This is a genomic window from Sinimarinibacterium arenosum (assembly GCF_005047655.1).
Taxonomy (GTDB): Bacteria; Pseudomonadota; Gammaproteobacteria; order Nevskiales; family Nevskiaceae; genus Solimonas.
On record NZ_SUKF01000007.1, the window covers coordinates 255913 to 270393 of the forward strand.

Genomic DNA, 14481 nt, shown 5'->3' on the forward strand with positions numbered 1-14481 from the left:
GGTATCTCCGCACGGTGCCTTCGCAATTCATCCAAAGCGTGGTGAAGTAAAAAACGGCCCCGAAGGGCCGTTCGAAGAAGCGTGACAGTTGCACCGGCAGCGGCGAGGCTGCCGGTGTCCCTCAGTGCTCGATGCTGGTCTCGCAGCTATACAGGGATTCACCTTCGCACTGGTCGTAGCCTGTGCTGCCGATGACCGTGTCCTTGTCGCCGCCGCCGATCAGGACGTCGTCACCACCGCGACCATTGATGCGGTCGTTGCCGCCGCCGCCGTCAATGCAATCGCCCAGGTCGCCCCCACTGATCGAATCGGCGTAATCGGAGCCGAAGATCACATTGCGCACACCGTTCAAGCCCACGATCGTGCTTCCGGCCCCCGCTGCGCGGTTGTCGATGACGTGATCGAAGGGCCCAGCGACGCAGATGCTGGGCATCGGTGTCGGCGTCGGTGTAGGACTCGGGGTCGGGGTCGGGGTCGGGGTCGGGGTCGGGGTGGGACTCGGAGTCGGCGTCGGTGTGGGACTCGGTGTCGGGGTGGGGCTCGGTGTCGGTGTCGGACTCGGCGGCGGCATGCTGTCCTCGCAGCTGATTTGCTGCTCGCCATCACACTGGTCGTAACCCGGGCCGCCGATTGTGTAATCGGCATCGTCGCCGCCGATCAAGGTGTCGTCGCCGCCGCGACCGTTGATGCGGTCATTTCCGCCCCCGCCGTCGATGCAGTCACCCATGTTGCCGCCGCTAATCGAATCGGCGTACGGAGTGCCGTAGATCACGTTGCGCACACCATCCAGGCCAACGATCGTGAGCCCGGCCCCGGCCATGCGCTGATCGATGACGTTGTCGGTCGGTCCCGGCACACAGGCGCTAGGGACAGGCGTCGGCGTCGGCGTGGGTGTTGGGGTGGGCGTCGGCGTCGGCGTAGGCGTGGGTGTTGGGGTGGGCGTAGGCGTGGCGCCTGGCGCAACCGATAAGCCAAATGCAGTGATGTTGGTTTCGTCTTCCGTTCCAAGGAATCCTTCCGCCGAGGTGAACACGTCTGGCACCAGATCGATGTCTTCATCGTCGGCGGTGCCGAGTGTGCCGTCAGGGCCGGCGCCGGACTCGTCGAGAACACCGTTGCCACCGCGGTCGATGGTCGTATTCAGCAGGTTGCCATTCTCGGTGTGGTAGTTACCGAGAAAATGCGCCGCTTCGTGCGCGACGATATTCCCGATGACGTTGACCACTGCGTCCATGCGCGTGGCGCTACCGGCAAGCGGCACGCTGTTGGCGGAGTCCGCGCCGGAGGGCGCACTGAGCAGATCCAGCAGCACGACCGCGGTGTCCGTGGTGCCGAAGTTGCCGACGTCGATCGCGGACGCGATGCCGAGCGTGCTGATCCCCAGTTCGGAAATCGTGCCGCCGATGATCATGTGGCTGACATTGGCATTGCCGACCGGATCGGCGTCATCCCGACTGTTGAGAATCTGGATATCCGTTGCTGGATTGGTGCTGGCGCTCTGCAGGTCGGTGCGCAGCGTCTCATTGACTACGGCGATGACGCCGTTAATCAGCGTGTTCTCATCGGATGGCCCGCCGCCCCAGTTCCAGTTGCCCATGAACGATGACAGAGGTGACAGCGTTGCCGGATTGTTGCCACTGCCGAACAGAGAGCTGGCGTTGATGGTGGCGCCGTTGAAATCGAGGAACAGGATCTGCTTGGTGCCCGGGGGGGGCGCGGATTCCAGCGCGGGACGGAACACGCGCAGCTGTCCCGAGTAGGCGCCCGAGCCGCCGGCGAAGCGGACAGCGTAGGTACCGGTGGTGGCCGCAACCGTGGCGGCAACCCGCGACTGGCCGCCGGGGAGTGGCGATCCCGGCGCATACAGGCCACTGGCGTCCTGATTCGAATCGTGCAGAACGGTACCACTCGGGTCGAGGATGGCGACGCGCGCGGCGGCTGAAGTGCTGGTTACGCCGAGGATATCGCCGGCGTCCAGATCGACTGAATAAAAGTCGGTTTCGGAGGCGGGCGAAATCGAACCCGAGATGTTGGCCTGCGAATCGTCGCCTGTGCCGGTTCCGAAACCACTGATGAAGTCGGCTGTGCCCTGTGTGTCGTTGGGCTCGGATTCGGTCACGCTGATCAACGCGGGGCTCGCCATCATGCCGGACATGCGCTGGATGCCCCGGCGACGCAATGCTTCGTTCCAGTATGCGTAGTCTGCTTCAGTGCCCGCTGGCAGGTTTGCGGTATAGGGGTTCGCCGATAGCGGCGTTTCCTGTGCGAAATCCATGTCGGACATTGCGCGCAGTGAGGCAGCGCGCAGTGAATCGGCACTGAGCGGCGACGCTGACTTGCTGGCAGCGACACCCTGGGCGTCGGCGGTCTCGATTGCTGCGAGGCCCGCGACACCAAGCACTGATGCGGTTCCGATGGCGGTCAAAAGTCGGACACGGTGCATCCAGGGGCGGTGGTGCATGCCGTTTCTCCTTACGTTGGGGTTCGCTGAAGGTCCGCTCGTGGCGGCGTGTGATACGTCTGGGACTATGCGCTGTGCCGTTTGACCGGGTCAACGTTAAATCGGCGGGCAACTGAGGTGCGCGTCTCAGTGCAAACGGGACGGTGTGCGCCATGAGCGCCGACTCCGTTTCGGGCACGCGTTCCGGGTCGCGAGAATGCAGGGAACGGGGCTTTTCTTGCTGGTCGGCGGTAAAAACCCGACAATACTGGCCCCAAAAATCCCCATTGGTGACCCCATGCCAACCCGTTTCGAGCTGGCCAACGCCATCCGCGCCCTTGCGATGGATGCCGTTCAGAAAGCCAATTCCGGTCATCCGGGTATGCCCATGGGCATGGCCGATATCGCTGAAGTCCTGTGGAACGACTTCCTCAGCCACAATCCGGCGAATCCGGCGTGGGTCAACCGTGATCGGTTCGTGGTGTCCAACGGCCATGGATCGATGCTGCTGTACTCGCTGCTGAATCTGAGCGGCTACGACCTGCCTATGCAGGAGCTGCAGAATTTCCGGCAGATGCATTCGAAAACGCCGGGACATCCCGAATACGGCATGACGCCGGGCGTGGAAACCACGACCGGACCGCTGGGTCAGGGGCTGGGCAATGCGGTCGGCATGGCAATCGCAGAGGCCGCGCTGGCTTCGCGGTTCAACCGTGACGGTCATCGGATTGTCGATCACTACACCTATGTGTTCGTGGGTGACGGCTGCCTGATGGAGGGCATCTCGCACGAGGCCTGCTCGCTGGCAGGCACCCTGGGGCTGAACAAGCTGGTGGTGCTGTACGACGACAACAACATCTCGATCGATGGCGAAGTCGATGGCTGGTTTGGCGACGACACCCCGGCGCGCTTCGAGGCCTACGGCTGGCAGGTGGTCCGCAATGTTGACGGACACAACGCCGCCGAGATCAAGACGGCGATCGAAACGGCAAAGGCATCAACTGACAAGCCGACGCTGATCTGCTGCAAGACGGTCATCGGATTCGGTTCGCCGAATCTGCAGGGCAAGGAAAAGTGCCATGGCGCCCCGCTGGGTGACGCCGAAATCGCGCTGGCGCGCGAGAAGCTCGGCTGGCCCTACGGACCGTTCGAGATTCCGGCCGAAATTCGTGCAGGCTGGGATGCGCGCAACGCCGGCCAGGCGCGTGAGCAGGCATGGACGCAGGCCTTCGACGCCTATGCGGCGGCCTATCCGCAGGATGCGGCGGAATTCAAACGGCGCCTGCGCAGCGAGCTGCCGGGCGACTGGAGCGCCGCGGTGGAGGCGTTGCTGGCCGAAACCGCAAAGGCCGACAAGCCGGTGGCGACGCGCAAGTCGTCGAAGGCCGCGATCGAGGCCATTGCGGCGCAGCTGCCGGAACTGTTCGGCGGATCGGCCGACCTGGGCGAGTCCAACTGCACCGATTTCAAGGGTCACAAGTCCCTGCGCCATGGCGCGCTGGACGGCAACTATGTGAACTACGGTGTGCGTGAGTTCGGCATGTCGGCCATCATGAATGGCGTCGCCCTGCACGGCGGTCTGATTCCGTTCGGCGGCACCTTCCTGGTGTTCTCGGACTACGCGCGCAACGCGCTGCGCATGGCTGCGCTGATGAAGCTGCGCAGCATCTTTGTGCTGACGCATGACTCGATCGGCCTGGGTGAAGACGGTCCGACGCATCAGGCGGTCGAGCACGTGTCGTCGCTGCGTCTGATTCCGAATATGCGGTTGTGGCGCCCGGCGGATGCCTTCGAGACCGCGGTGGCATGGACTTCGGCCATCGAGCGTCGTGACGGTCCGAGCGCGCTGGCACTGTCGCGTCAGAACCTGCAGCCGCAGGAGCACCCGCAGTCCCATTTGCAGGATGCCCGCCGCGGCGGGTACGTGCTGTGGCAGTCCGGCGACGTGCCGGAGCTGGCGATCATTGCCACGGGGTCCGAAGTTCAGCTGGCGATGGAAGTGGCCAAGGCCTTGGCTGCCGAAGGGCGTGCGGTTCGCGTGGTGTCGATGCCCTGTGCTGAACAGTTCATGGCGCAGGACGCGGCGTACCGCGACGCTGTGCTGCCACCGGCGCTGCGCAAGCGCCTGGCGATCGAGGCGGGTGTGTCGCTGTACTGGCGTGCTTTTGTCGGTCTGGATGGCGATGTTGTCGGCGTCGACAGCTTCGGCGAATCCGCGCCCGCGAGTGCGGTGTTCAAGCACTTCGGCTTTACCTGCGACCAAATTCTGGTCCGGGCGAAGCGCCTGCTCGGGTAAAATGCTGGGCAATTCATGATTTGAGCGGCATCCAGCCGTTGAGAAAATCCCGCGACGAAGGTCGTCGCACGAGTCCGGAGAACGTGGAAATGGCAGTCAAGGTAGGTATCAATGGCTTCGGCCGTATCGGTCGCAACGTGTTGCGTGCCGCGGTGCAGAACTTCGGCAGCGACATCGAAATTGTCGCGATCAACGATCTGCTGGACCCGGACTACCTCGCCTACATGCTGAAGTACGATTCGGTGCATGGTCATTTCAAGGGAGACGTGGCTGTCGACGGCGGTGCGCTGGTAGTCAACGGCAAGAAGATCCGTCTGACCCAGGAACGCGATCCGGCCAACCTCAAGTGGGGCGAAGTCGGCGCCGACATCGTGATCGAATCGACCGGCCTGTTCCTCGACAAGACCTCGGCACAGAAGCATCTCGATGCGGGCGCCAAGAAAGTGATCCTGTCGGCGCCGTCCAAGGACGACACGCCGATGTTCGTCTACGGCGTCAACGACAAGACCTACGCCGGTCAGGCCATCATCTCCAACGCCTCATGCACCACCAACTGCCTTGCGCCGCTGGCCAAGGTCATCAATGACAAGTGGGGCATCAAGCGCGGCCTGATGACCACGGTGCACGCCACCACGGCGACGCAGAAGACGGTCGATGGCCCGAGCCACAAGGATTGGCGCGGTGGTCGCGGCATCCTTGAGAACATCATTCCGTCCAGCACCGGTGCGGCCAAGGCCGTTGGCGTAGTGATTCCGGAACTGAACAAGAAGCTGACCGGCATGTCGTTCCGCGTGCCGACGTCCGACGTCTCGGTGGTGGATCTGACCGCAGAGCTTGAGAAACCGGCAACCTACGCCGAGATCTGCGCCGAAATGAAGGCGCAGAGCGAGGGCGCGCTCAAGGGCGTGCTGGGCTACACCGAAGACAAGGTGGTGGCGACCGACTTCCGCGGCGATGCACGGACCTCGATCTTCGACGCCGACGCCGGCATCCAGCTCGACACCACGTTCGTCAAGCTGGTGAGCTGGTACGACAACGAATGGGGCTACTCCAACAAGTGCCTGGAAATGGTGCGCGTGGTGGCCGCCAAGTAAACGGCGTACACAATCCGAAAAGCCCCGTCTGAACGGGGCTTTTCGCTTTCTGGGAATTTGCAACGGAGTACTGTCATGAATGTCCTGCGCATGTCTGAGCTTGACCTTGCCGGCAAGCGTCTGCTGATCCGTCAGGATCTGAATGTGCCGATCCACAATGGGCGCATCACTTCTGATGCACGCCTGCGGGCGTCACTGCCGACGTTGAAGCTGGCGCTGGAGCGCGGCGCGTCGGTCCTGGTGGTGTCGCACCTCGGGCGTCCGAAAGCCGGCAAGCTCGATCCCGACGCGTCGCTGACATTAGTCGCGGCGTGGCTGTCCGAGGCGCTGGAACGGACCGTGCCGCTGGTCAGCAACTGGATCGACGGCGTCAGCCTGGAGCCGGGGCAGATCGCCTTGGGCGAGAACACCCGCTTCCTGGTCGGCGAAAAGCAGGACGATGAGGCGCTGTCGAGAAAGATGGCGGCGCTGTGCGATATCTATGTGATGGATGCCTTCGGTACCGCACACCGCGCTGAGGCGTCGACCCATGGCGTCGCGCGCTTCGCGCCGGTGGCCTGCGCCGGCCCGCTGCTTGCAGCGGAACTGGATGCCTTGGGCAAGGCGCTGGCAAGCCCGAAACGTCCGCTGGCAGTGATCGTCGGCGGCAGCAAGGTTTCAACCAAGCTGGAACTGCTGAACAATCTGGCCGACAACGCGGACCAGCTGATCATCGGCGGCGGGATTGCGAACACCTTCCTGGCGGCGGCCGGGTTCAAGGTCGGTAAATCGCTGTGCGAGATGGACATGCTCGATACTGCGCGGGAAATTCGGGCCAAGATCCAGGCGCGCGGGGGCGACATTCCGTTGCCGGAAGACGTCGTTGTCGCGACCGAGATTTCGGTCGAGGCACGTGCCGAAGTCCGCGCCGTCGGCGACATTCACGACGACGAGATGATTCTGGATATCGGCCCCAAGACCCGTGCCAAACTGGCCGCGCAGCTGAAGAGCGCCGGGACCATCGTCTGGAACGGACCGGTCGGCGTATTCGAATACGACGCCTTTGCCGCCGGAACCCGCGCGCTGGCAGCGGCGATTGCCGAAAGCGATGCGTTTTCGCTGGCGGGCGGTGGCGATACCCTGGCGGCGATCGACAAGTTTGGAATTGCGGACAAGATTGGTTACATCTCGACCGGCGGCGGCGCGTTTCTCGAATTTCTCGAAGGCAAGACCTTGCCCGCGGTAGCTGCGCTGACTGCACGTGCGGCGTGATCGTGTTCATACTTGCGCAAGCTAAATTCCATTAGGGTTGCGGCGGGCCTCTGGGCCCGCCTTTTTGTTGGTACTGTCCAGCGCCGCGGCGCAGGGGCAGAATGGATGCCCATCAGGCAAGCGGTATCAGCACCCACTCGACGATGAATCAGGAGATGCAGATGAAAGGGATGTTCAGCAAAAGCATGTTGACGATGGTCGTGGCCGCGACTGCATTTGCAATGGCGCAACCGGCAGCCGCGCGTGATGACAAGCTCACGTTTCCGATCGCTGATGCGATGTCGGCGCCAGCCGCACAGGGCAAGCTCGATGGATCGGTAAAGTTCTTCTTCTCGGGCCAGACTGCGCCAGCCGCGAAACAGACGTTCGGCACCTTTACGTCGAACAAGAAAACCAATGCCTTCAACAAGTCTGACAAGGAAGCCTGCGAATGGACGTTCCTGTCGGCAATGATTGCGCTGCAGGACCGCGCCAAGCGCGAAGGCGGCAATGCCGTGGTCGACATCCATAGCGTCTACAAGAACGACGAGTTCAAGAGCGCAACTGAATATGAATGTGGTGCAGGCAAAGTCATGGCCGGTGTTGCCCTGCGAGGTACGGTTGTTACGCTGCCATAAATCAGCGCTGATGCAGCCGAGGCGCCGCCGCTTGAATTCAGGCGCGGCGCCTTTATTTTTGACGTATCGCCTGGGAGGCGCTCGATGAAAGTCATGTCCCGCATTGCCGTTGCTTGTCTGGTGCTGCTGCTCAGCGGCTGCGGCTACAACGCGCTGCAGCAGCAGGATGAACAGATCAAGGCGGCGTGGGCCGAGGTGCTCAACCAGTATCAGCGCCGCGCGGATCTGGTTCCGAATCTGGTGGCGACGGTCAAAGGCTATGCCGCGCATGAGGAAAACGTTCTGACTGAAGTGACCAACGCCCGTGCGCGTGTGGGGCAGGTCAATGTCAGCGCGGACAGCTTCAACGACGAGAGCCAGCTCAAGCAGTTTGCTGCCGCACAGGGCGAACTGTCGTCAGCGCTGTCGCGTCTGCTGGTGGTCAGCGAGAACTATCCCCAGCTGAAGGCGGATGGATTGTTCCGCGATCTGCAGGCGCAGCTCGAAGGCACGGAGAACCGCATCACCGTCGCGCGTAACCGCTACATCCAGGCGGTGCAAACCTACAACACCACGGTACGCTCGTTTCCGAGCAATCTGACCGCGAAGATGTTCGGCATGCAGATCAAGCCGAGCTTCACGGTCGAGAATGAGAAGGCGATCGCAGAGCCGCCCAAGGTGGACTTCGGCGCGGGGAACTGAGCGTGCGGTGGTGCGCGCGACTGCTGACGCTCTGCCTGGTTCTGCTGCCGGTATGGGCGTGGGCCGAGCTTGCGGTCCCGCCGGTTGCGCGAGTGACCGATCTGACTGGGACGCTGTCGCCTGAGCAGCAGCGCAGTCTGTCGGACCGACTGGCGGCACTGGAGGCCGCAAAGGGCAGCCAGCTTGCGGTGTTGATGGTGCCGACGACACAGCCGGAAACGGTGGAGCAGTACGCCTTGCGTGTTGCCGAGCGCTGGAAGCTGGGGCGCAAGGGGGTCGATGACGGCGTGCTGCTGCTGATTGCCAAGAATGATCGTGCGCTGCGGATCGAGGTGGGGTACGGCCTCGAAGGCGTGATTCCGGATGCGGTCGCCAATCGCGTGATAGACGAAATCATCGTGCCGCGATTCAAGGACGGCGATTTCGCCGGGGGTGTCGACGCGGGCGTCGAACAGCTGACCGGTCTGATCAACGGGGAAGCGCTGCCTGCTCCACGTCCGCGCCAGGGGGCGGAGATGTCGCGGCGTCTTGAGCCCCTGGGCTTTCTGGTGATCGTTGCAGTCATGATCGGGCAGGTCCTGCGTGCGATATTCGGACGATTGCTGGCCGGAGGCCTGGTCGGCCTCGGCCTGGGACTGATCGCGTGGTCGATCAGCGGCGTCTGGGTCATCGGAGTGTTGCTGGCGGTCCTGGGCTTTCTGTTTACCGTGATGGGAACGGTTGGCGGCGGCTGGCGCTCCGGCGGTGGCGGCGGCTTCGGCAGCGGCAGCTTTGGCGGCGGCGGGTTCAGTGGCGGCGGCGGCAGCTTTGGCGGCGGTGGGGCTTCTGGACGCTGGTGATATGCAACGCTTACTAAAACATCTCTGGACCGGGCGTTGGCAGCTTCGCCGTTGTTTCTCTGACGCCGTGCTGGCGCGCATCGAAGCGGGTGTCAAAGCCTGCGAGCAGCGACACGCCGGCGAGATCCGTGTTGCGGTCGAGGCCGCGCTGCCGCTTGATGCGTTGCTGCAGCGACGCAGCGCGCGTGAACGCGCGCTCGATGTGTTCTCGCAGCTGCGTGTCTGGGATACCGAGCACAACAACGGTGTGCTGATCTACGTGCTGCTGGCGGATCGCGATGTCGAGATCGTGGCGGATCGCGGCGTGGCCGGTGGACGCGTTGCGGCATCGGAATGGGAAGCATGCTGTCGCGTGATCGAGGCGCACTTTCGCGACGGGCACTATGCCGACGGCATGATCGCAGGCGTCGAGGCAGTCGCCGCGGTTCTGGCGCGGCATCCGCCCGATGCTGCCGATGTGGGCAACGAACTGCCGGATGCGCCCGCGCTTCTGTAGACTGCGGGGCTGAATTCCATTGCTGGGGCAGACCGTGCGCTTTGAAGGCACCGAAAACTACGTCGCGACCGACGATCTGATGGTGGCAGTGAATGCCGCCGTGACGCTGCAGCGGCCTTTGCTGGTCAAGGGCGAGCCGGGCACCGGAAAGACCCAGCTGGCACGCGAGATCGCCGCTGCGCTGAATCGGCCCTTCATCGACTGGGCCATCAAGTCGACGACCAAGGCGCAGCACGGCCTGTACGAATACGATGCGGTGTCGCGCCTGCGTGATTCGCAGCTTGGCAACGAGAGCGTCAAGGACATCCGCAACTACATCGTGCGCGGCAAGCTGTGGGAAGCGTTCGAATCCGATCAACAGCCGGTGCTGCTGATCGATGAGATCGACAAGGCCGATATCGAATTTCCCAACGATCTGCTGCGCGAGCTGGATCAGATGGAGTTCTACGTCTATGAGACGCGGGAGACGGTCAAGGCGAAGCAGCGCCCAATTATCCTGATCACTTCGAACAATGAGAAGGAGCTGCCGGACGCATTCCTGCGGCGCTGCTTCTTCCACTACATCCGTTTTCCCGACAAGGAGACGATGCAGAAGATTGTCGATGTCCACTTCCCGGAACTAAAAAAGAATCTGGTCAAGGAAGCGATGGAGGTGTTCTTCGGCCTGCGCGAACTGCCGGGTCTGAAGAAGAAGCCGTCAACGTCGGAGCTGCTGGACTGGCTCAAGCTGCTGCTGGCGGAGGATGTCGATCCGGCCGTGCTGCACGAGGCCAGCACCAAGAAAACGCTGCCGCCGCTCTACGGCGCACTGTTGAAGAACGAAGCCGACGTTCATCTGTTCGAGCGCATTGCGTTCATGGCGCGGCGCTCGAACTGAGCGCCGCTGCTGCTTGCAGCGTTGCCCGCTGTTGCGGCGCTCAGAAGCGATAACTTAGGCCAAAGCGGAAGTCCTGCTCGCGCAGTTCGGCATGGTCGCGGGTGAACTGACGCTCGCAGCCTTGCACGAACAAGGACATGCCGGCGGCAACGCGGCGGTCGAGTGCGTACGACACGCGCATCATCGCTTCGAGAATCTCCAGATCATCGAGGCTGTAGCCGGTGGCTTCGCCGTAGACGCTGATGCCCTGACCGAGATCGAATTCCGACGAGCCGCCAATGCCGAAGCCACTGCGCGAGCGGCGACCCGTGCCGAAATATTGCCAGGCCCCGCCTGATTCATCGCTGTCGAGGCGTATCGCTTCCAGCGACAGTGCCAGGGTTGCGGGGCCCGCATCAATTCTGGGCGCCAGCCCCACGCGATAGCTGTCGCGTTGCTGACGGTAACCGTCGCCGCCGGAGATCGGCTCAATTTGCATGCTGTCGAAGCCGAGGCTCAGGCGCAGCCATGACAGCAGGCCCAGCTGGTTCGACAGTCCATACGAAGTGCCGGATGCCTCGAGGTCGCCGGCCTGCGGGCCGAACTGTGCGTCGTGGACGCCGACGTAGGCACTCAGCAGGGTGTCGGCAAAGCGGTCGTCCAGCTGCGCGCCCGCGGTGCGTGAAACCGCACACAGCAGGACCATCATCACGCTCAGCAATCGGTTCGACATCAACAGGCCCGCACAATGCTTGGGTCATTCCCCCCGGCGGAATGATGCTGTGCAGATGATGACGCTATCGCGAAGCCGGACCGCCGGGCCTACAGGCGGAAACTGGCGCAAATGACGTGCCAAGGCCGCGCCGCGCCGGCTCGCGGCGCTCAGGCGAGCAGGAAAGCGAGCTCGCGCACCAGTTCCGCCGCGACGATCTGGGCGCCGGGCAGGCACCGGTCCGGTTCACCGGTGCGCAGCAGCCAGATGCCGGACAGCGCGTGATCGCTGTGGTCCGGGTGTCGCAATGCCAGGGTGATGATCTGTTGTGGTGCGTCGGGGCTGCGCTGCATGCGGATGATGACGTCGGCGGCGCGCCGGTCGATGCCGAAATGTTTGACGCGCGGGTCTGTCGAGACTTTCTGCCGCAGTTGCTCGGCGAGAATCAGCAGCCGTTCCCATTCGCTGCGCAGCCGCGCCTGACTCTCGACTCTGTCGCGTTGCTCGCGCTCGCGATGGGTCCGGATCGAGCCGACCAGTTCATCGAGCAGCGCGGCTTCGGCGGTGACGGATGGATCGAATGACGAGGCCGGCGGCGCGCCCGGAAGTTTGACCGGAGCAGCGGGGGCGGCGGCGTCGCCGGCGAAGCGCAGATCAATATTGCCGATCCTGACAATGTCGCCATCCTGCAGCCAGGCCCGCTCGACGCGCTTGCCGTTGAGCAGCGTACCGTTGCTGCTCTTGAGATCCTCGACATAGCAGCGGCCATTGGCATCCCGCCCGACCAGGGCATGACGACCGGAGACGAAGCTGTCATTCAGCGTGATCGCATTATCGGGTCGGCGGCCGACGGTCAGCGGGGTCGTGCCGATATCCCAGGTGCTGATTTCATTCGCAAGCTGTGCGTGCAGCGTGGCCATGCCGGCAGTCCGTGGTCGAGTTCTGACATGCGGCACGCAGCAAGTCTGCCGGAGCCTTGCTGCATTGTTTCTTGCGCGCAGCGCCTCGGGCAAGTCGCCAGGTGGTTGCGCGCGCAGTCAGTCTTTGCGGGCGAGTTGCTCGACGATGCCCGGGTTCTCGAGGGTCGAGGTGTCCTGGGTAATTTGTTCGTCCCTGGCGATCGAACGCAGTAGCCGCCGCATGATCTTGCCGGAGCGGGTCTTCGGCAGGTTTTCAGCGAAGCGAATGTCGTCAGGCCTGGCGAGCGCACCGATGTCCTTGGCAACCCAGTCGCGGAGTTCCTGCGTGAGCTGCCTGGCCTCGTCACCGCTTGGGCGGAGCCCCTTGCAGACGACGAAGGCGAACACTGATTCGCCCTTGATCTCGTGTGGTCGTCCCACCACTGCGGCTTCGGCAACGCGCGGGTGTGCGACCAGCGCGCTTTCGACTTCCATCGTGCCGAGGCGATGGCCCGATACATTGAGGACGTCGTCCACCCGGCCCATGATCCAGTGATAACCGTCGGCGTCGCGGTGGACCGAATCGCCGGCGACGTAGCAACGCCCCTGGAACTGGCTCCAGTAGGTCTTGATGTAGCGGTCGTTGTCGTTCCAGATCGTTCGCAGCATCGATGGCCACGGTTTTGTGATGACCAGATAGCCCCCCATGTTGGCGTCGGCGACGGCTTCGCCATTTTCATCGACGACTTCAACCGCAATGCCGGGCAATGGCTTGGTGCAGGAGCCCGGCTTGGTCGGCACCGCACCGGGGACGGGCGAGATCATGATGCTGCCGGTCTCGGTCTGCCACCAGGTGTCGACGATCGGCAGCTTCTGCTTGCCGATGGCGGTGTGGTACCACATCCAGGCTTCGGGATTGATCGGCTCGCCGACGCTGCCGAGCAGGCGCAGTTTCGACAGGTCGTACTTCACCGGCCATTCATCACCGAGCTTCATCAGTGCGCGAATGGCGGTCGGCGCGGTATAGAAGATCGTCACGCCGTGGTCCTGGCAGATCTTCCAGAAGCGCCCGGCGTCCGGCACGGTTGGCGCGCCTTCATACATCAGGATCGTGGCGCCGTTCGACAGCGGGCCGTAGGCCACGTAGCTGTGGCCGGTGATCCAGCCGACGTCTGCGGTGCACCAGAACACGTCATCGTCGCGCAGATCGAACACCCACTGACAGGTGACGGTTGCGCCGAGCAGATAGCCGCCGCTGGAGTGCTGGATGCCCTTGGGTTTGCCGGTGGAGCCGGAGGTGTAGAGCAGGAACAGCGGATGTTCGGCGCTCACCCATTCCGGATCACAGCGGTCCGATTGTTCGGCGAGCAGAGTGTGCCACCAGAGGTCTCGATCGGGGTCGAGATTGACGGTGTGCCCGGTACGCTTGAGCACCAGCACCTTGCTGATCGTGGCACAGCCCTCGGCAAGGGCTTCGTCGGCAGCTTTCTTCAGCTCGACGATGTGACCCGCACGGTGCCCGCCATCGGCGGTGATCAGTAGTTTTGCGCCGGCGTCCTCAATGCGGTCTCTCAGCGAAGATGCGGAGAAGCCACCGAACACGACCGAGTGGATCGCGCCGATGCGGGCGCAGGCCTGCATCGCCATCACCGCCTCGGGCACCATCGGCATGTAGATCACGACGCGATCGCCTCGGCCGATGCCCAGCGACTTCAGCGCATTGGCCAGTTTGCAGACTTCGCCATGCAGCTGCCGATAAGTGTAGGTGGCGACATCACCCTGTTCGCCCTCGAAACGGATCGCGATCTTGTCGCCGCGCGCCCCCAGGTGGCGGTCCAGGCAATTGGCCGAGACATTCAGGTGGCCATCCGCAAACCAGCGGTAATTCGGCGCCTGTGTCGAGTCCAGCGCTTCAGTGAACGGGGTCTGCCAGCCCAGCTCCTTGCGTGCGAGACCGGCCCAGAAGCCCACATGATCTGCCGCGGCGGCAGCGTGCAGAGCGGAGAGTCCGTCGGCGTCGAGTCTGGCCCGTGCGACGAAGTCGGGCTGTGGTGCAAACAGCCGCGTTTCGGTCAGTACGGAGTGAATGTTGTCTGAACTCATCGCTGCCTCCGCGGGCTTTTCGGGCGACGCGAGATCGCCGGTAAGGGGCGGGGTTATGGCACGCAGCCGATGCAATTGTCCACCGGCGGTGGCGGACCCATTTTCAGGTGCAGATTGCCCGGGCTGTCAATGATGCCGGTCAGGGAGAACTGTAATTCGGCGGCAAACTAGTGATTAAGCAAAAGGATCTGCACGAC

General features: G+C 63.3%; 12 protein-coding genes. 8 read left to right on the top strand and 4 right to left on the bottom strand.

From position 1 onward, the window contains the following. Positions 1–121: 121 nt before the first annotated feature. Entirely contained in the window at positions 122–2461 is a 2340-nt protein-coding gene (locus tag E4T66_RS21610; protein WP_211242956.1) for a calcium-binding protein, read from the bottom strand. A gap of 277 nt (positions 2462–2738) precedes the next feature. Here E4T66_RS21610 and tkt point away from each other — a divergent pair, with 277 nt between their 5' ends. The 8 genes from tkt to E4T66_RS15500 all read left to right on the top strand — a co-directional run bounded on the left by tkt (position 2739) and on the right by E4T66_RS15500 (position 10591). After that, complete coding sequence (gene tkt / locus E4T66_RS15465) at positions 2739–4736, top strand: transketolase (protein WP_136849956.1); 1998 nt, start codon at positions 2739–2741, stop codon at positions 4734–4736. An 89-nt stretch (positions 4737–4825) separates the two neighbouring features. Beyond that, a complete protein-coding gene (gap, locus tag E4T66_RS15470) occupies positions 4826–5830 on the top strand; it encodes a type I glyceraldehyde-3-phosphate dehydrogenase (RefSeq protein WP_136849957.1) in 1005 nt (334 codons plus the stop codon). A 75-nt stretch (positions 5831–5905) separates the two neighbouring features. Next, positions 5906–7081: a phosphoglycerate kinase gene (locus E4T66_RS15475; RefSeq protein WP_136849958.1), complete on the top strand. Its 1176-nt coding sequence runs from the start codon at positions 5906–5908 to the stop codon at positions 7079–7081. 161 nt (positions 7082–7242) lie between these two features. Continuing rightward, positions 7243–7698: a hypothetical protein gene (locus tag E4T66_RS15480; protein ID WP_136850035.1), complete on the top strand. Its 456-nt coding sequence runs from the start codon at positions 7243–7245 to the stop codon at positions 7696–7698. A gap of 84 nt (positions 7699–7782) precedes the next feature. After that, positions 7783–8379, top strand: coding sequence for a LemA family protein (locus E4T66_RS15485; RefSeq protein ID WP_136849959.1), 597 nt, complete (start codon positions 7783–7785; stop codon positions 8377–8379). 2 nt (positions 8380–8381) lie between these two features. Further along, a complete protein-coding gene (locus E4T66_RS15490) occupies positions 8382–9218 on the top strand; it encodes a TPM domain-containing protein (RefSeq protein WP_248679737.1) in 837 nt (278 codons plus the stop codon). Position 9219: 1 nt separating this feature from the next. Continuing rightward, a complete protein-coding gene (locus E4T66_RS15495; protein WP_136849960.1) occupies positions 9220–9714 on the top strand; it encodes a TPM domain-containing protein in 495 nt (164 codons plus the stop codon). A 34-nt stretch (positions 9715–9748) separates the two neighbouring features. Further along, positions 9749–10591, top strand: a complete 843-nt coding sequence (locus tag E4T66_RS15500; RefSeq protein ID WP_211242973.1) for an AAA family ATPase — start codon at positions 9749–9751, stop codon at positions 10589–10591. Positions 10592–10631: 40 nt separating this feature from the next. Here E4T66_RS15500 and E4T66_RS15505 read toward each other — a convergent pair whose 3' ends face one another. From E4T66_RS15505 to acs, 3 genes are all read right to left on the bottom strand, one after another. Beyond that, positions 10632–11303, bottom strand: coding sequence for a hypothetical protein (locus E4T66_RS15505; protein WP_136849961.1), 672 nt, complete (start codon positions 11301–11303; stop codon positions 10632–10634). 149 nt (positions 11304–11452) lie between these two features. Next, positions 11453–12202 (bottom strand): FHA domain-containing protein, encoded by a 750-nt coding sequence (locus tag E4T66_RS15510; protein WP_136849962.1) that lies wholly within the window; start codon positions 12200–12202, stop codon positions 11453–11455. Positions 12203–12319: 117 nt separating this feature from the next. Continuing rightward, positions 12320–14284 (bottom strand): acetate--CoA ligase, encoded by a 1965-nt coding sequence (acs, locus tag E4T66_RS15515; RefSeq protein ID WP_136849963.1) that lies wholly within the window; start codon positions 14282–14284, stop codon positions 12320–12322. Between the last annotated feature and the right edge of the window lie 197 nt (positions 14285–14481).